We start from the raw sequence: 18,144 nt of genomic DNA on the forward strand, positions 1-18,144 counted from the left end.
CGCGGCCCCGGCTCCCACGAGAAGACCGCCCACGGCCTGCGGCAGACCGAGCGCGGCCTCTCCGACCGCGGCCGCGCTCAGCGCGGCCGCCACGGGGATGGCGCCGGTATAGAGCGTGGCGCGCTCCATTCCGATGCGCTCGACACCCATGTAGAAGAGGACGAACCCGACGACGGTCGCGAGCACCGCCTGCCACAGCAAGGCACCCGCCTCCACCCCGGTCGGCATCCGCACGACCCCGGCACCGTCCACCACCACCCCGAGCAGCGCCGCCTCCACCGCGCCGGCCCCGCAGACGGCGACCGTGAGCGCCCGGGCCCCGAGCGGACGCAGCACGGGCACCGCGAGCACCGTGAACCCGACCTCGCCGCCGAGCGCCGCCACCGACCAGCCGAGCCCCGGCAGGTCGGTACGCCCCCATCCCTGCACGGTGAAGGCACCGGCGACGACGAGCAGCGCCCCGTACAGCACCGCCGGCGCGGGCCGCCGCCCATCGAGGAGCGGAACGAGGACGGCGACGACGATCGGGGCGCAGCCGACGACGACTCCGGGGACGGCGGGCTCGGCGGTGCGCTCGGCGGCGAGGACGGCGAGGTTGAAGCCGACCATGCCGACGGCGGCCAGAACCGCGATCCGCGCCCATTGGCCTGGGCGGAGCCGCCGCAGCAGGGCAAGCCCTCCCCGGCCGAGGAGCGGCAGCAGGAGCAGACAGGCGGCACCGTAGCGGAGGGCCTGCCCGCCGGCGTACGGGTAGTCGCCGAGCAGTCCGTTGGCGGTGAAGGAGGCGCCGACAAGGGCGTAGGCGAGGGTCACGAGCAGGACCCCGCGCAGGGCGTTCGCGTTCATGGTCCTGACGCTAGGGAGCGGCGCGGCCCGGATTAAGGTCCACTTCCATGACGCCATCGGGGACCACTTCAGGCACGGCGCCGGTTCCGCCGGCCGGAAACGCCGACGCTCAGCCGGCGTGGGAACTGCTGCTTCCCGCCGCGGAGGCGCCCGCGCGCCGACGAGGCCGCGCTCTGCAGGAAGCCCTGCGCGATGCGGTACGGACCGGACGGCTCATGGCCGGCACGCGTCTGCCGTCGAGCCGAGCGCTCGCCGCCGACCTGGGCGTCTCCCGCGGCCTGGTCACGGAGACATACGAGCAGCTGACGGCGGAGGGCTATCTGCGCAGCGGCCGGGGGTCGGGCACCTGGGTGAGCGGGGCGGTCCGTACGGCACGGGCGACCACGCCCTCCGGCCCGAACGCGCCTGAGGCATCGGATCCGTACGGCTCCGGCGTCACGGTGGACTTCCGGCCTGGCACCCCCGATCTGTCCCTCTTCCCGCGCGCGGCCTGGGCCGCGGCGCAGCGAGCGGTGCTCACGGCGCTCCCACATCAGGCACTCGGGTATCCGGATCCACGGGGGCTGCCCGAGCTGCGTTCGGCACTCGCGTCGATGCTGATCCGGCGCAGGGGCGTGGTGGCTGATCCCGACCGTCTGGTGGTGTGCTCGGGCGTGGCACAAGCGGCGACGCTGCTCGGGTTCGCGCTCCGGTCGCGGGGACACGGCGCGGTGGGTGTGGAGGACCCCGGCAGCCCCGAGCACGCGCGGCTCTTTGCGGCGACGGACCTGACAGCGGTAGGGCTGCCCCTCGACGAGGAGGGTCTGCGTCCCGGCCCGCTCACCACGGCGGGTCTCCGGGCTGTGGTGGTGACGCCGTCGCACCAGTTCCCGTCCGGCCTCGCGTGGTCGGCGGAGCGACGCGGCATGCTCCTGGACTGGGCGCGGACGGTGGACGGCTACGTACTGGAGGACGACTACGACGGTGACTTCCGCTACGACCGTGCTCCGGTCGGGGCGCTCCAGGGCCTGGACCCCGAGCGGGTCGTCTACGCCGGCTCGGTGAGCAAGTCCCTCGCCCCCGGATTGCGGCTGGGCTGGATGGTGCTGCCCGAGGCTCTCGTCGACGAGGTCGTCGAACGGAAGCGGACGATGGATCTGGGGCATCCGGCGCTCGACCAGGCGGCGTTGGCGCACATGGTGACGAGCGGGGGATACGACCGGCAGTTGCGGCGTTGCCAGCGCATGTACCGGGAGCGGCGTGACGCCCTGTTGGCCGCGTTGGAGAAGTACTTCCCCGGCACGGAGGTGACCGGCATCGCGGCCGGCCTGCACGTCATCGCCTGCCTCCCGGTCCGGTTCGGGCCGTCGGAACGGTTCCTCGCCGAGGCCGCGAGCGTGGGTGTGACGCTGCGACCGCTGGAGGAGTACGGGACTGCACGCCCCTCGGACGGCGCCGTGCGACTGGTCATCGGATACGCGCATCTGGCACCGACGACGATCTCGGCAGGGATACGACGCGTGGCGGAGGCTCTGGGGGGCTCCTGAGGCGGCAAGGTCTGTCTGTTCACGCTGGGTTCGCGTGGCCGCTGCTCCTGGCGACTAGGCAAGGTTCCGGTGCGAACCGTCGCGCCGGACGCCGATTTCGACGTCGTCGCCATGGCGTCGTGTCGGCCCTGATCCGCTCTCGGAGGCCACATGTCCAAGAACCCGCCCGGCTCTCACGCCGCCACGCCGGCCACGATTCCTTCCGCTCCCGCACGCCGCAGTGTGCTACGCGGCTCGCTCGCCGCGTCCGCCGGAATCGCTTTGGGCAGCGCCGGTCTCGCGGCGCCGGCCTTCGCCCTGTCGGGACGGCCTGCGGCGCGGTGGGGTGTGCAGACCGGCGACGTCTCGGCCCGTTCCGGGTTGGTGTGGGTCCGATCGGACCGGCCCGCCCGGATGATCGTCGAAACGTCCGCGACGGAGTCGTTCCGACGGGTACGCCGGCATCACGGGCCTCTTCTGGGCGCGGACACCGACTTCACGGGCACGACGTCTCTGCGGGGCCTGCCGCCCGGCGAGCAGATCCACTACCGGGTCGTCCTCGCCGACGTCGACGATCCACGCCGCACGAGCGAGCCGGTCCTCGGCACGTTTCGTACGGCTCCGGAGCGGCGTCGCGACGGCGTGCGCTTCCTCTGGTCCGGGGATATCGCGGGGCAGGGCTGGGGCATCAACCCGGACATCGGTGGGTTCCGCGCCTTCGAAGCCATGCGCCGGCTCAACCCCGACTTCTTCCTGTGCAGCGGCGACACCGTCTATGCCGACGGTCCGCTGCAGACGTCGGTGACGCTCCCCGACGGACGGATCTGGCGCAACCTCGTGACACCGGAGAAGGCGAAGGTCGCCGAGACCCTCGACGAGTACCGGGGGAACTTCCGCTACAACCTGCTCGACCAGAACGTCCGGGCGTTCAACGCGCAGGTGCCGGCGGTGGTCCAGTGGGACGACCACGAGGTGCGCAACAACTGGTACCCCGGCCAGATACTCGACGACGCGCGGTACACGGAGAAGGATGTGGACGTGCTGGCCTCGCGGGCGTCGCGCGCCTTCGCCGAGTACTTCCCGGTCTCGACGATGCAGGCCGGTTCCGGCGCCGGGGGCCGTATGCACCGGGTGGTGCGATATGGACCGCTGCTCGATGTCTTCGTGCTGGACATGCGCTCCTACCGCAACGCCAACTCCCCCGGCCGACAGGCGGACGACACCACCGGCATCCTCGGAGCCGAGCAGCTGGCCTGGCTGAAGCACGAACTGACCCGTTCACGTGCGGTCTGGAAAGTGCTGGCCGCGGACATGCCGATCGGTCTGATCGTGCCCGACGGCTCCACCGCCTTCGAGGCGATCGCACAGGGCGACCCGGGTGCTCCGCTCGGACGAGAGCTGCAGATCGCCGAGCTGCTGCGGTTCATCAAGCATCGTCGGATCACCGGCACCGTGTGGCTCACGGCGGACGTGCACTACACCTCGGCACAGCACTACGCACCGGAGCGGGCCGCCTTCCAGGACTTCGCTCCTTTCTGGGAGTTCGTATCGGGTCCGCTGGCCGCGGGTGGGTTCCCGGCGAACAAGCTGGACTCGACGTTCGGCCCAGAGCGCGTGTTCGTGCGAGCGCCCGAGCGGGCGAACGTGTCACCGATGGAGAGCCCGCAGTACTTCGGTGAGGTGGACATCGAGGGAGCCAGCGGTGAGCTGACGGTGCGTCTGCGAGGGGACGACGACACCGTGCTGTTCACCAAGGTGCTGCAGCCGGGCCTGGTGGGACAGTAGCTCCGATTCCGGGCGAACGGAGTTATCCACAGGACGGCCTGTGGATACGAGCGGGATGTCAGTGGCGGGCCCTACGGTCGATTCCATGACGCGATCCGTTCAGGCGCTCGCTTACGCACGCCCATCTTCACTTGAGTCCACGGCCTCCGGCCGGCTCCTCGGCCTGGAGACGGCCGGAGGTACGACACCTCGTGGTACCGAGGTCCATCCCCACTTCTTCGCCGGTTTCCTGGCTGCCCCTCAGATAGCCGCGCGGGGCCTGCTGGCGGTGGCGGACGTGGCTGCGGCCCGTTACTACCAGCGGACGAGACCGGGCTCGCTGGATCCTGTCGTGACGGGGAACGGGGACCGTCTCAGGTTCGAGTCCTTCTCCGGATGCGGCGGGGTGTACGCGCGGCTCGACGTGCTCGACGAGGGCCTCGGCGGGACGGAGACAGGCCACGGCACCACCAACGTGGACGTGAACGACCGGCTTCGCGAGGCACTTTCGCGGATGACCGGCGATGATCCGATGCATCTGCGGGTGGGACCCGACGAGATGGCGGTCTCGACGCTCGGTGGATCGGTCGTGGAGAAGAAGGTTCCCCTGCCCGACCGCTGGTTGCGGGGCTTCGCGGAAGCGCAGGTCGCCTCGGCCCGGTTCGACCTGCGGGCCGAGCTGACCGGTACGGAGGCCGTGCGGTTCCTTCGCGGGCTTCCGCGCGCGCAGAACCGGGGTCGGTCGCCGCTGTGGGTGGTCCAGGCCGGCCGGACTCTCCGTCCGACGGCACGACCGGGGATGGGCGCCGTATGCCTGCCCGGTCCGGACCGGCTGGTCGCCCTGGAGCGGGTTCTGCGCTTCGCCACGGCACTCCGGGTGTACGGGCCGGTGCCCGACGGCATGTCGGCACCCAGTGCGTGGGAACTGACTCTGCCGGGCATGCGGCTGACACTCACCCTCTCCCCCGATCCCGCCCGCGGGTTCTCCGGGGAGGGCGGGGTGCTCGAAGCCCTCGCCACGGACGACGCCGCTGCGGACGCGGAGCTGATCGCCGTCCTCCTCGCCTGGGAGCCGAGGATCGATCCGGCCGATCTCGCGGAGCAGTCCGGTCTCACCGCGGGCCGGGTCCGCGCCGCCCTGACCCGGCTCGGCACGGCTGGGCGGGTGGGTTACGACGTCGCGGATGCCGCGTACTTCCACCGGGAGCTTCCCTACGACGCGGACCGGGCCGAACGGCACAACCCACGGCTCGTCTCCGCGCGACGGCTGGCGGCGCAGGGCGCGGTGACCCTCGACCGGGAGAAGGCGACGGTCGTCTCCGGCGAACGGCGTTACCGAGTCAGGGAAGCGGACGGGGTGCTGAGCTGCACCTGCACGTGGTGGACGGACTATCGCGGGCGGCGTGGGCCGTGCAAACACGCCTTGGCGGTACGCATGGTGCGGCGCGGCGCGGGAGGGGCGTCGGCGGCATGACAGCGGGTGACGTGTGCGACTCGGGCGCAGCAGTGAAGGAAGCAAGCAACCCATGGGGGTGGAGATGACGACAGAGGTACTCAGCGGGACGAGCGACGCCAGTGGTGTCGACGCGCTGATGAAAGCAGTTCGCGCCGGTCGCGCGGGCGAGGTTCCAGCGCTTCTGGAACCGTTGGACACCGCCGCACGCGCGGAGGCACTCCCGCAGCTCAAGGCCCTGCGCTCCGAGGTGCGCTCGTGGAACTGGAACCGGTGGGAGGAAACGGCTCGCGTCCGGCGGGCGTTGTACGTGGCTGGGGCAGGCTGCCACACGGGGGCCGCGGCGGCCGCGAGCTGGCTGGGCGGACGCGATCTGCTCAGCTGGCGTACCGAGGACGGTGCCCTGGCCCTGCGGGTGCTCTTGGACCGGACGCCCGTCTGGCGTGCCGACGTCGCTCACCGGCTGGCGGCCAAGCCGGCGGTCGCGGAGGAGTGCTACGGGCTGATCCGTGGGCTGGTCGAGAGCTCAGGAGCCGCGGTGCCGGCCACGGACGGCTACGTACTCGGCTGGACGCGCAAGATCACGGACAGCAGGCTTCTGGAGAGTCTGAGGGCGGATCCGCAGACGCCAGTGCTCGTGGCCCACGCGCTCGCGATGCAGGAGACCCCGGAGCAGCTGGCCTCGTCGGGGAAGAGCGACCCCTCGGCGCACTGGCCCACAGCTCTGGCGGCGCTCGTGAGCGAAGGGGTGCTCGACCGCGCCGAGATCGTCGACCTGTGCGTGTCGCGGCTCCTGCGCGGCGGACGCCAGCGCAACCTGCGGTTCGCCTTGGCACTGTTGCAGTTGGTGCCGCTGAACGCGGAGGAACGGCGGGACCGGATCGCCGACTGGGTCGGCATGACCGCCGACGCCGTCTCTCCGGTTGCCGGGTACGCCCAGAAGGAACTCTCCGGCCTGGCGCTTGAGGGAGCCCTGCCGGGCGGGGCCTTCGCGGAGATGACGGCGGGGGTGCTGTTCCGCACCGAGAAGAAGCTGCTGCGGGCCCAGTTGTCGCTGGTGAGCAGGGCGCTCGCAAAGAATCCGGCCCTCGCCGTCGAGGTGCTGCCCGTGGTCGCCGACGCCTTCGGTCACGACGACTCGGAGATCCAGGAGCGAGCCCTGCAGGTCGTGGCCCGTCACCTGAAATCCGTCGACGAGGAGACGAGCCGTGCACTCGCCGAGGCGGCTTCCCTTCTCGGTCCAGCGCACCGGATCGCCGCGGAGGCGGTCTTCGGCAGCCTTGTCGGGACACCCGACAACCTGCCCTACGAGGAGATCCTGCCTCCCGTGCCGGAGCCTGAGTTCCTCCCGGGGCCCGAGGGGTCGCTGGAGGAGCTGATGGAGGACCTACTGGTCCAGCAGCGGCGATCGGGTAGTGCGATGGAGTTCGAAAGGGCTCTCGACGGTCTGGTGCGGCACGCTCATGAGGACCGGGAGGGGGTCGCCGCCCAGGTACGAGAGGCGTTCGCCGACGCGTACTGGTACGACTCGAGCGCTTTCGGACACCACCTGCGATATGACTCCTTCCGTCAGGGTCCACGCGGCATGGAGGCGGTCCTGGCCTCGCTCGTGGGGAAGGTGAAACCGGAGCGGATCGAAGCGGGCCGGAATCAGCCCGTTCCGCCGAAGGCATGTATCCACGGAGCAATGGAGGTGACGCAGGACACCCGGATCTGGGAGATCGCTCACCTGATCGGCGGCGGAACACTGCCGTTGCTCCTGTCCACACCGACCCGGCACACCGGGGGCATCGACCCCCTGGCCCTCGTGCGGCGGCTCCGCGAGTACGCGGATGCCGGCCTCGAACCGGCGCCGGTGGATCTGGGCCACGCGCTGTTGAGGGTACGCCGGCAGGACCCGTCCGCCGGACAGGCTGCCGAGCAAGCCGAGGCGCTGGGCAGCCAGGCGGGGGCACGGTTGGCTGCGTGGCTGCGGTCGGAGAACCCGCTGGCGGCGACGGTGCGGTTCCATCCCCGGACGGACAAGGGCTCGGACCGCTGGTCGCTGGTGAACCGGATCCTGGTCGAAATGGCGAAGCGCCCGGAGTTCAAGGAGGACTTCCCGAAGACCTTTCACTGGCTCGCCGGTGGTCTGCTGCCGAACGCCCGAGGCTGCTACCACTGGGAGCAGGTCCCCGAGCAATGGGCCACGCTGCTGCCGGCGGACCGTGAGCTGCTCGCGGCCTTCCTGCTCTCGTCCATGGCGAGCGCGGTCGACGGCGACTCGGCACGAGACGTGGCGGGGCCGCTGACCCTTCTCGCCGAGGGCGAAGGGCGGGTGGGCCGAGCCGTCGCGCTGGTGCTGGCCTTCGGCCTCGGTTGCCGGGACGCGGACGACCGTCTCCGGGCCGTCGACGCCCTGCTCGTCCTGGCGGCACGCGGTGAGCTCGATGCCCGCCAGGTGGGCCGGGATCTGGCCTGGCTCCTCGCCGAACGCTCCATGAAGCCCAACCGCCTCGCGGACGCCGTCCGGACCGCGGCCGCCACCGGCGCGTACGGAACCGTGTGGACGATTCTTTCGGAGGCGCTCCCGGCGCTCCTCGAGGCCGAAAAGCCCATGCGGGGTCTGGGCGAGCTGCTGGCGATCGCGGCGGACTGCGTGGAGCGGTGCGGGGCGACCGGGGAACTGGCAGGACTCGAGCGGCACGCTTCGGCGCGGGGCACGTCACAGTTGGTGACGCAGTCCAAGCGCCTCCTGAACGCACTCCGTCAGAGGACCGATCAGGGCACGACAGAATCGCCCTGAATCAGTCAGAAATCCTCCAGATCGCCACTTAACCCGCCAGTCACAAAGCGTTCGTGATCACGCAACACCTCTCGGTCACAGTGAAGCCATGACCGATGTGACGTCCTCGAAGAGCACCCGCCGTCCGCACCACTGGCGGCACGACCTGATCGAGCTCGCGGCCCTGTTCACCGCCGTGGTGGTGGCCGACACGATCGCCAAGACCATCGTCAAGGGCCCCGACGGCCCCTATCTTCTGGTGTTCTCGGCCATCGCGCTGGTTGCCACCGCCGGCTTCCACACGTGGTGGGCACGCAGGCACAGCCATGCCCCACCCACCACCCGAACGGCCACGCCCACGGCCGCCGTCGTCGCCGAGGGACCCAGGGGCCGGCACACGGATCAGGACGACTCGGCTCCGGCCGCGGAAGCCCTCGAGACCGTGTTGTGGCGCATGAGGACCACGGTCGACGATGCGCCGGGCAGCCTGGCCGCTCTGTGCGCGGCGCTCGCGCGGCTCGGTGTCGACATCCTCACCCTCCAGACCCATCCGCTGACCGAAGGCACGGTCGACGAGTTCCTGCTGCGCGCTCCGGCATCCCTCTCGTCCACCGATCTCGCCCACGAGATCGGAACCGCCGGCGGACGGGACACCTGGACCGAACGGGCGGACACCCACGACCTGGTGGACACGCCCACCCGAGTCCTGGGCCTCGCCACTCGCACCGCCCTCGATGCCGCCGAGCTGCCCCTCGCACTTCGGCAGCTCCTCGGCCGGTGCACCCTTCACTCCGTGCCGGCCGTCTCACTGACCGGTCGCCCGACCGGTGAGCAGGCACCTGTCGAGGGCGTGCTCGAAGAGACCGTCATGAAGCTGCGTGACCCGAGTGGGGGCACACTGCTGATCGAACGGCCCTATCTGCCCTTCACTCCGACCGAGTTCGCCCGAGCCCGCGCCCTCGTCGAACTCGACGCGCGACTCGGCCCCCGCGTCCCCCGCAGCCAGGACGTGCTCACCCTGCCCGAGGGGAACGAGATCACCGTCCGCCGCGCGGACCAGCGCGATCTGCCGGCCGCCCGCGCCATGCACGACCGGTGCTCGGCACGCACGCTGAGCCTGCGCTACCACGGGCCGGTCGGCGACGCGGACCGCTACCTCGACCATCTGCTGAGCCCGCGCTTCGGGCGCACCCTCGCCGTGCAGACGGCGTCCGGACGTCTGGTCGCCCTCGGGCACCTGCTGTGGGACGGTGACGAGACCGAGGTGGCGCTCCTGGTCGAGGACGACTGGCAGCGGCGCGGGATCGGCTCCGAGCTCCTCGGCCGGCTCGTGGCGATGGCCGAGGAGGCCGGATGCGACAGCGTCTACGCCGTGACCCAGGCGTCCAACACCGGCATGGTGGCAGCCATGCGGGCGCTCAACCTGCCCCTCGACTACCAGATCGAGGAGGGGACCCTGGTGATCACCGCTCGGCTGGACGCGGCACCGCGACGGAGTGAGCGGACACAGCCGCAGGCTCGGCAGAGCGAGCGCTGAGCGCCTGGGTGAGGTCGCGCCACAGGTCCTCGACGTCCTCCAGGCCCACCGACATCCGCAACAGCCGATCGCTGACGCCCGCGGCGCGGCGGTCGCCTTCGTGCACGATGCGGTGGCTGATGGAGGCCGGGTGCTGGATCAGGGTGTCGACGCTGCCGAGGCTGACCGCCGGGGTGATCAGCCTGACTCCGGCGATCACCTCGTGCGGGTCGCCGTAGACCTCGAAGGCGACCATCGCCCCGCCGATCGCCGGGTAGTGGACCCGGGCGATCCGCGGGTCGGTGGCCAGGCGCCGTACCAGCTCCGCGGCCGTCGCCGAGGCGGCTCGGACCCGTACCGGGAGGGTGGACAGTCCCCGGAGCAGCAGGTAGCCGGCAAGCGGGTGGAGCACACCGCCCGTGGCGAATCGGACGCGACGGAGTTCGCGGGCGAACTCCTCGTCGCAGGCGACGACGCCGCCCATGACGTCGCCGTGTCCGCCCAGGTACTTGGTGGCGCTGTGCAGGACGATGCGGGCGCCGAGGCCGGCCGGTCGCTGCAGGACCGGGGTGGCGAAGGTGTTGTCGACGAGGAGCGGGACCGAGCCGCAGGAGTGGGCGACGGCGCGGATGTCGACCTCGGCCAGGGTCGGGTTAGCCGGGGACTCCACCATCACGAGACCCGTGTCCGGGCGGATGGCGTCGGCGACGCCCGCCGGGTCGGTCCAGGTGACCTCGGTGCCGAGCAGGCCGGCGTCCAGGAGGTGGTCGCTGCAGCCGTACAGCGGGCGGACCGCGACGACGTGGCGCAGGCCCTGGCTCGCGCGGGCCAGCAGGACCGCGGTCAGGGCGGCCATGCCGCTCGCGAAGGCGACGGCGGCCTCGGTGCCCTCCAGCCGGGCCAGTGCCTCCTCGAAGCGGGCCACGGTCGGGTTGTCCAGGCGGGCGTAGACGGGCGGGCCTTCGAGGCGGGCTCCGGTGGCGGCGAACTCGTCGATGCGGGCGGCCTCCGCCCGGGCGTCGTACGACGGGTAGGTGGTGGACAGGTCGAGCGGCGGGGCGTGCACTCCGAGCGCGGCGAGGTCTTCGCGGCCGGCGTGCACGGCTTCGGTGGCGAGCGCCCTCGGGGTGGCCGAAGGGGCGTGATCCATGGCGTCCATGGCGGCACTGTGAACGGATACCGGGAAGTAGCGCGGAACATCCGTGCTACGTTCGGCCGATGGCCGAATCTGTCGTACTGGACGCGGTCGATCTGCACATTCTCCGCCTCCTGCAGAACGACGCCCGGACCACCTACCGTGAGCTCGCCGCCGAAGTCGGCGTAGCGCCCTCCACCTGCCTGGACCGGGTGGCCCGGCTGCGGCGTACCGGCGTCGTGCTCGGGCACCAGCTGCGACTGGATCCGGCCAAACTCGGACGCGGCCTGGAGGCGCTTCTGCTGGTGCAGGTACGGCCCCACCGACGGGAACTGATCGGTCCGTTCGTCGACCGGATCCGCGCCCTGCCCGAGTCCCGGGCGCTGTTCCACCTCACCGGCCCCGACGACTACCTGGTGCACGTGGCCGTCGCCGACCCCTCCGACCTGCAGCGACTCGTCCTCGACGAGTTCACCTCGCGCCGCGAGGTGGCACGGGTCGAGACCCGGCTGATCTTCCAGCAGTGGGACTGCGGTCCCCTGATGCCGCCCGGCGCGGGAGCGTCCTTGTCAGCCGTGTAAAGCAGGTCGAGGGTGACGGGAGACCGGCAGAGGCACCAGGATGAGACACATGCCAGAGAGTTCCCGCAGCAATCTGCCCCGTCAGGTCGCCGACGCCTATGTCGACGACCTCATCGCCCTCGACCCGATCACCGGCACCCATCTGGGTGTCCGGGAGAGCGCCGGCCGGCTTCCCGACTTCTCCCCCGAAGGCCAGGAGGCCGTGGCCGCGCTCGCGCGCCGGACCCTCGCCCTGCTCGACGAGGCGGAGCGGACCCCGGGCGCGGACAGCGACGCCGAGCGGCGCTGCGCCCGTCTGCTCCGGGAGCGGCTCACCGCCGAGCTGGCCGTGCACGACGCCGACGAGGGACTGTGCGCGGTCAGCAACATGCGGTCCCCGGTGCACAGCGTGCGGATCGTCTTCACGGTGATGCCCACCGAGACCGAGGACGACTGGACGGCCGTCGCCCAGCGGCTGCGGGCCGTCCCGGCCGCGCTGGAGGGATACCGGGCCTCGCTCGCGCTCGGTCTGGAGCGCAAGCTGTTCGGCGGGCCGCGCGCCACCGCCACCTTCGTCGGCCAGCTCACCGACTGGGCGGGCGGCGACGGCGAACCGGGCTGGTTCGAGCAGTTCGCCGCGGCCCGCCCCGAGACGCTCCCGGAGGAGCTGCGTACCGAACTCGCCGCGGCCGGCGCCGAGGCGAACGGCGCCGTCGCCTCGCTGCGCGACTGGATGCGCGACGTGTACGCCCCCGCCGTCGCCGACGCCCCCGACACCGTGGGCCGCGAGCGTTACCAGCGCTGGAGCCGGTACTTCAACGGCACCGACCTGGACCTCGACCAGGCGTACGCGTACGGCTGGTCCGAGTACCACCGTCTGCGCGGCGAGATGCACGCCGAGGCGGACCGGATCCTGCCCGGCTCCGATCCGTGGGCGGCGCTCGCGCACCTCGACGAGCACGGCACCCACATCGAGGGCGTCGACGAGGTCCGCGAGTGGCTCCAGGGGCTCATGGACGAGGCGATCGACGCGCTCGACGGCACCCACTTCGAGCTCGCCGAGCGGGTGCGGAAGGTGGAGTCCCGGATCGCCCCGGCGGGCGGCGCCGCGGCCCCGTACTACACCGGCCCCTCCGAGGACTTCTCGCGTCCGGGCCGTACCTGGCTGCCGGTGGACGGCCAGACCCGGTTCCCCGTGTACGACCTGGTGTCGACCTGGTACCACGAGGGCGTGCCCGGCCATCACCTGCAGATCGCGCAGTGGGTGCACGTCGCCGACAGCCTCTCCCGTTACCAGGCCACGATCGGCATGGTGAGCGCGAACGCCGAAGGCTGGGCGCTGTACGCGGAGCGGTTGATGGACGAGCTCGGTTTCCTGCCGGACGCGGAGCGCCGGCTCGGTTACCTGGACGCGCAGATGATGCGGGCCTGCCGGGTGATCGTGGACATCGGCATGCACCTGGAGCTGGAGATCCCGGCGGACTCGCCGTTCCACCCGGGCGAGCGGTGGACGCCGGAGCTGGCGCAGGAGTTCTTCCAGCGGCACAGCAGCCGGCCGCCGGCGTTCGTGGAGAGCGAGCTGACCCGCTATCTGTCGATGCCGGGCCAGGCCATCGGGTACAAGCTGGGCGAGCGCGCGTGGCTGCTCGGCCGCGAGCGCGCCCGCGAGGCGCACGGCGACGCCTTCGACGCGAAGGCGTGGCACATGGCCGCGCTGAGTCAGGGGCCGCTGGGGCTGGACGACCTCGTGGACGAGATCTCCCGGCTCTGATCTCGGCTCGCGGGCGGTTTCCCCGGCGGACGGCTTGATCCGCCGGGGAAACCCCTGTTGGCTCTGGTCCCATGAACGGTCCCACGAACGGTCCTGTGAACGGCCCCATGAACGACTACGCCCCGGACGCCACCGACTGGCGGATCCTCGACGCCCTGCAGGCCCACGGCCGGGCCAGTTACGCCGAACTCGCCCGCGCGGTGTCCATGTCGCCGTCGGCCGTGACGGAGCGGGTGCGGCGCCTGGAGGAGGCCGGGGTGATCACCGGGTACACCGCCGTGGTGGACCACGAGCGGCTCGGGCTGCCGATCCTCGCCTTCGTTCGGCTCCGCTACCCGACGGGCAACTACAAGCCGTTCCACGACCTGGTCGCCGCCACGCCCGAGGTGCTGGAGGCGCACCACGTCACCGGCGACGACTGTTTCGTGATCAAGGTCGCCGCCCGCTCGATGCGGCACCTGGAGGAGATCTCCGGGAAGATCGGCACGCTCGGGTCGGTGACGACCAGCGTCGTCTACTCGTCGCCGCTCCCCCGCCGCGCCGTCAGCCGCTGAGCCCGTCGCCGCCGACGCGGAGCCGTACGGCCGAGCCGTGGCGGGACTTGGTGACCTCCAGCTGGGCCGGGATGCGGCGGCGCAGGTCGGCGACGTGGCTGACGATGCCGACGCTGCGGTCGCGTTCGCGCAGCGAGTCGAGGACGTCGAGGACCTCGTCGAGGGTCTGGTCGTCGAGGCTGCCGAAGCCCTCGTCGATGAAGAGGGTGTCGAGGCGGACGCCGCCGGCCTCGTCGGTGACGACGTCGGCGAGGCCGAGGGCGAGCGCGAGCGAGGCGAAGAAGGTCTCGCCGCCGGAGAGGGTGGCGGTGTCGCGCTCGTTTCCGGTCCAGGCGTCGACGACGTGCAGTCCGAGGCCGCTGCGCCGGGCGCCGGCGCGCGCGTCGGAGTGGACGAGGGTGTAGCGGCCGGAGGACATCCGCTGGAGGCGCGCGGAGGCGGCCGCGGCGACCTGTTCGAGCCGGGCGGCGAGGACGTAGGACTCCAGGCGCATGCGGCGTTCGTTCTCGGCGGAGGTGCCGGCGGTGAGGCCGGCGAGCCGCGCCACCCGGTCGTGTTCGGTACGCAGCGGGCCCAGGCCCCGTACCTCGGTCTCGGCCTGTCGGGCGAGGCCGGCGAGGCCGGTGACACGCTCGCGGGCGGCGGCCAGGGCGGCGCCGGCGGCGCGCAGGGACCGTTCCGCGGCGGCGTGGACGGCCTCGGCGGCGGCCGGGGCGGCGGGCGGGAGCGCGGCGGCCTCCTCGATGCCGGGTTCGGCGAGCCGGTCGGCGACGGCCGCGGCCTCGGCCTGCCAGACGTCGAGCCGCTGCTGGCGGGAGCGGCGGCCGTGCTCGTCGAGGAGGGCCGCGGCGGCTTCGGCGGGGGTGGAGAATCCGGCGCGGTAGGCGGCGTCGGCGAGTTGGGCGTCCGCCTTCTTGAGCCGGTCGGCGGCGAGCTCCTCGGCGCGTACGGCTCCGGCGGCGTCCACCAGGAGGGCGATGCGGCGCTCCAGGCGGTCGGCGTGTTCGGCCACGGTGGCGAACGCGCCGCGGCCCCGGGCGAGCTCCTCGGCGAGCGCGGCGCGCTGCCGCTCGATGGCCTCGCGGTGTGAGGTGCGGGCCGCGACGCGTCGCTCCGCCTCGCGCTGGGCGGCCACCCGCTCCCCGTGCTCGCGTTCCGCCCGCGCCAGCACCTCGCGCGCCGCGTGGGTCTGGGCGGCGAGCGCGTGCGCCTCGGCGTGGCGGGCGGTCAGTTCCTCGACGGCGGCGGCGAGCTCCGCGACCGTCGGCTCGCTGTGCAGTTGCCCAGGAGCGGCCAGGGAGTGGACCTCTTCCCGGGCGGCGGCGAGCGCCTCGCGGGTGCCGGCGAGTTCGCGCTCGGCGGCGCGGCTGGCCTCGTCGGCCTGCGTGTACCGGGCGTACGCGGTCTCCTCCGCGGCCCGGTCGACGTGGTCGGCGGTGGCGGCGGTCGGCGCGGGGTGGTTGGTGGATCCGCACACCTGGCAGGGGTCGCCGTCGGTGAGGGTGGCGGCGAGTTCGGCGGCGATGCCGCGCAGGCGGCGGGACTTGAGGTCGAGCCAGGTCTCGTGGGCGGTGTTGCGGTGCTCGCGGGCGGCGGCGTACCGCTCCTCGGCCTGGGTGAGGGTACGGGCGAGGCCGTCGCGGCGGCGGGCGGCGGCGAGCCGGAGGCGGAGGGGTTCGAGCCGGCCGGCGAGCTGTTCGGCGCGGGCGGCGGCCTCCTGCGCGGTGTCGACGCGCTGCTGGAGGACGGCGCGCCGGGACTCCCAGTCGGCGAGCCAGTCGGCCGCCTCCTGGAGGGCTTCCTCGTCGGCCCGGGCCTCCCGGTCGAGGAGGGTCCGTTCCTCGGCGAGCGCGGCGGCGCGGCTCTCGGCGCGGCGGGCGGCGGCGAGGCCGCCGAGTTCCTCGCGGAGCCGGTTCTCCAGGGTGGAGAGCTGTTCGGCGGAGGCTTCGGCGAGGTCGGGGCGCAGCAGGGAGCGGGCGGATCCGCGGGTGGCCAGGGCCGCGGCGTGCTCGCGTTCCGCCTCGTGGCGCAGGGCGAGCGCGGGGGCGACCCGGTCGGCCTTGAGGGCGAGGTCGAGCTCGGCCTGGTCCCGATCCCGGTCGGGGATCCGGGCGGTGAGCGCCTCGCGGCGGCGCAGGGCCTCGGCGTGCCGGGCCTGGCGGGCGGCGAGGTCCCGGGCGTGTTCGGCCGCGGCGCGGGCCTCGGCCTCGGCGTGTTCGGCCGTGGCGAGGCGTACGGCGGCGATGTCGGCGGCCTCGCGGGCCTCCGTGCGGGCGACGGCGCCCCAGCCGAGGACGGCCTCGGCGAGGCCGGGCTCGCCGGGCTTGGCGTCGACGGGGGTGCGGGCGACGGGAAGGCCCTCGGCGGCCTGGGCCATGCGGTGGGCGAGTGCGAGGAGCCGGGCGTCGCCCTCCTCGACGCGGTGCGCGGCGGCGCGGCGCAGTTCCGCGAGGCGTTCCTCGACGGCGGCGAAGCGGCGGGTGTCGAAGAGGCGGCCGAGGAGCCTGCCGCGGGCCTCGGCGTCGGCGCGCAGGAAGCGGGCGAAGTCGCCCTGCGGCAGCAGGACGACCTGGCAGAACTGGTCCCTGCTCATGCCGAGGAGCTGGGTGATCTCCTCGCCGATCTCCTGGTGGGACTTGCTGAGACCGGTCCACGCGCGCGTGGCGGGGTCGTACGCGCGCAGGGTGCTCTGTGCCTTCTCGGTGGTGAAGCCTCCGCCGCGCTTCTTGGGGCGCGGCTGGGCGGGGCTGCGCCTGATCTCCAGGCGGCGGCCGCCGACGGTGAGTTCGAGTAGCACCTCGGTGGGGGTGTCCACGGGCGCGTGGTCGCTGCGGAGGGTGGTGCCGGGGGCCTGACGGGCGCCGGGGACGCTCCCGTACAGGGCGAAGCAGACGGCGTCGAGGACGGAGGTCTTGCCGGCGCCGGTGGGTCCGTGGAGGAGGAAGAGTCCGGCGGTGGACAGGGCGTCGAAGTCGACGGTCTGGGTGGTGCCGAAGGGCCCGAAGGCGGTGATCTCCAGGCGGTGCAGCCTCATCGGCCCCCCTCTCGCTCGGTGGTGGCGGCGTCGACGCGGACGTCGTCGAAGGCGCCGTACAGCACGGTCCGTTCGGCCGGGTCGAGTCCGCCGCCGGCGCGGACGTGGGTCACGAAGTCCTCGGCGATCTGCTGGTCGCTGCGGCCGCGGAGCCGCTGGGCGTAGGAGGCGAGGGAGTCGGTGTCGGCGCGGTCGGGCTCGAAGACGAGGTTGAGGGTGTGCGGGAAGCGTTCGGTGAGCCGGGCCATCGGGTCGTGGGGGCGTACGGCGTCGGTGAGGGTGGCCTCGATCCAGGACTCCTGGTGCCGGTCGTGCGCGGGGTCGGCGAGCAGGTCGTCGAGGCGGCCGCGGAGCCGGGCGAGGGGGCGCGGTACGGGGCAGTCGACGCGTTCGGCGGCGGTGACGGCTCCGTCGGCACCGAGGTCGATCAGCCACATGGTCTTGCGGTGGTCGGCCTCGGAGAAGGAGTAGGCGAGCGGGGAGCCCGAGTACCGCACGCGGGGGGTGAGGGTCTGGGAGCCGTGGAGGTGGCCGAGGGCCACGTAGTCGACGCCGTCGAAGACGGTGGTGGGGACGGCGGCGACGCCGCCGACGGTGATGTCGCGCTCGCTGTCGCTGGGCGCTCCGCCGGCGACGAAGGCGTGGGCGAGGACGACGGAGCGGGTTCCGGCGGGGCGGGCGGCGAGGTCGGCGCGGACGCGGTCCATGGCGGCGGCGAGCACCGATTCGTGCCCGGATTTCGCGGCGCCGAGCTGTTCGCGCACGAGGGCGGGCTCCAGGTACGGCAGGCCGTAGAGGGCGACCTCGCCGTGGGCGTCGGTGAGGACGACGGGAGTGCCGATGCCTGCCGGGTCGGTACGGAGGTGGATGCCGGCGCGGCCGAGGAGTCCGGCGCCGACGCCGAGGCGGCGGGCGGAGTCGTGGTTGCCGGAGATCATGACGGTGGGCACGTCCGCCTCGGCGAGCCGGTGGAGCGCGCGGTCGAAGAGTTCGACGGCGGGCAGGGGCGGCACGGCACGGTCGTAGACGTCGCCGGCGACGAGGACGGCGTCCACCTCGCGGTCGCGGACGGTGGCGACGAGGTGGTCGAGGAAGGCGGCCTGGGCGTCGAGGAGGCCGACGCGGTGGAAGGACCGGCCGAGGTGCCAGTCCGAGGTGTGCAGGAACCTCACGTCGTCTTCCCACCCCGCATGCGCGTGCCGCTCCTCGCCCCTGGTGTCTCTGTTCTGTGTGTGACCACCA

General features: G+C 72.8%; 11 protein-coding genes and 1 pseudogene. 8 read left to right on the top strand and 4 right to left on the bottom strand.

Features of this window, described 5'->3' with window-relative positions; translation table 11 throughout:
- Positions 1-9 precede the first annotated feature (9 nt).
- Positions 10-903, bottom strand: a pseudogene (locus IF73_RS39480) (EamA family transporter); the annotation flags it as partial.
- Here IF73_RS39480 and IF73_RS0112690 point away from each other — a divergent pair.
- The 5 genes from IF73_RS0112690 to IF73_RS0112710 all read left to right on the top strand — a co-directional run bounded on the left by IF73_RS0112690 (position 894) and on the right by IF73_RS0112710 (position 9,869).
- Positions 894-2,372: a PLP-dependent aminotransferase family protein gene (locus IF73_RS0112690; RefSeq protein WP_031006817.1), complete on the top strand. Its 1,479-nt coding sequence runs from the start codon at positions 894-896 to the stop codon at positions 2,370-2,372. The pseudogene IF73_RS39480 and the gene IF73_RS0112690 sit on opposite strands and share 10 nt — an antisense overlap.
- A 150-nt stretch (positions 2,373-2,522) precedes the next feature.
- Positions 2,523-4,136 carry an alkaline phosphatase D family protein gene (locus tag IF73_RS0112695; protein ID WP_078868038.1) on the top strand — a complete coding sequence of 538 codons (1,614 nt, stop codon included), beginning with the start codon at positions 2,523-2,525 and terminating at the stop codon, positions 4,134-4,136.
- An 85-nt stretch (positions 4,137-4,221) separates the two neighbouring features.
- Positions 4,222-5,589: an SWIM zinc finger family protein gene (locus IF73_RS0112700; RefSeq protein ID WP_031006822.1), complete on the top strand. Its 1,368-nt coding sequence runs from the start codon at positions 4,222-4,224 to the stop codon at positions 5,587-5,589.
- Between the two features lie 52 nt (positions 5,590-5,641).
- Positions 5,642-8,353 (top strand): DUF6493 family protein, encoded by a 2,712-nt coding sequence (locus IF73_RS0112705; protein WP_051716720.1) that lies wholly within the window; start codon positions 5,642-5,644, stop codon positions 8,351-8,353.
- 88 nt (positions 8,354-8,441) lie between these two features.
- Positions 8,442-9,869: a GNAT family N-acetyltransferase gene (locus tag IF73_RS0112710; protein ID WP_031006826.1), complete on the top strand. Its 1,428-nt coding sequence runs from the start codon at positions 8,442-8,444 to the stop codon at positions 9,867-9,869.
- Here the strand turns inward: IF73_RS0112710 and IF73_RS0112715 are convergent.
- Positions 9,796-11,007: a trans-sulfuration enzyme family protein gene (locus tag IF73_RS0112715; protein ID WP_031006827.1), complete on the bottom strand. Its 1,212-nt coding sequence runs from the start codon at positions 11,005-11,007 to the stop codon at positions 9,796-9,798. The two genes, IF73_RS0112710 and IF73_RS0112715, sit on opposite strands and share 74 nt — an antisense overlap.
- Before the next feature lie 59 nt (positions 11,008-11,066).
- Here IF73_RS0112715 and IF73_RS0112720 point away from each other — a divergent pair, with 59 nt between their 5' ends.
- From IF73_RS0112720 to IF73_RS0112730, 3 genes are all read left to right on the top strand, one after another.
- Entirely contained in the window at positions 11,067-11,564 is a 498-nt protein-coding gene (locus IF73_RS0112720) for an Lrp/AsnC family transcriptional regulator (RefSeq protein WP_031006828.1), read from the top strand.
- 40 nt (positions 11,565-11,604) lie between these two features.
- On the top strand, positions 11,605-13,314 hold the full coding sequence (locus IF73_RS0112725) for a DUF885 domain-containing protein (protein ID WP_037879036.1): 1,710 nt from the start codon (positions 11,605-11,607) through the stop codon (positions 13,312-13,314).
- Between the two features lie 107 nt (positions 13,315-13,421).
- Complete coding sequence (locus tag IF73_RS0112730; protein WP_031006830.1) at positions 13,422-13,868, top strand: Lrp/AsnC family transcriptional regulator; 447 nt, start codon at positions 13,422-13,424, stop codon at positions 13,866-13,868.
- Here the strand turns inward: IF73_RS0112730 and IF73_RS0112735 are convergent.
- Complete coding sequence (locus IF73_RS0112735) at positions 13,858-16,902, bottom strand: AAA family ATPase (RefSeq protein WP_031006831.1); 3,045 nt, start codon at positions 16,900-16,902, stop codon at positions 13,858-13,860. The genes IF73_RS0112730 and IF73_RS0112735 overlap by 11 nt on opposite strands.
- The gene (locus IF73_RS0112740) at positions 16,899-18,074 is read right to left on the bottom strand and encodes an exonuclease SbcCD subunit D (RefSeq protein WP_031006833.1); all 1,176 of its coding nucleotides are present in this window, start codon (positions 18,072-18,074) and stop codon (positions 16,899-16,901) included. The genes IF73_RS0112735 and IF73_RS0112740 overlap by 4 nt, the downstream gene beginning before the upstream one ends.
- Positions 18,075-18,144: the final 70 nt, after the last annotated feature.

The organism is Streptomyces sp. NRRL F-5727 (assembly GCF_000719555.1).
GTDB lineage: Bacteria > Actinomycetota > Actinomycetes > Streptomycetales > Streptomycetaceae > Streptomyces.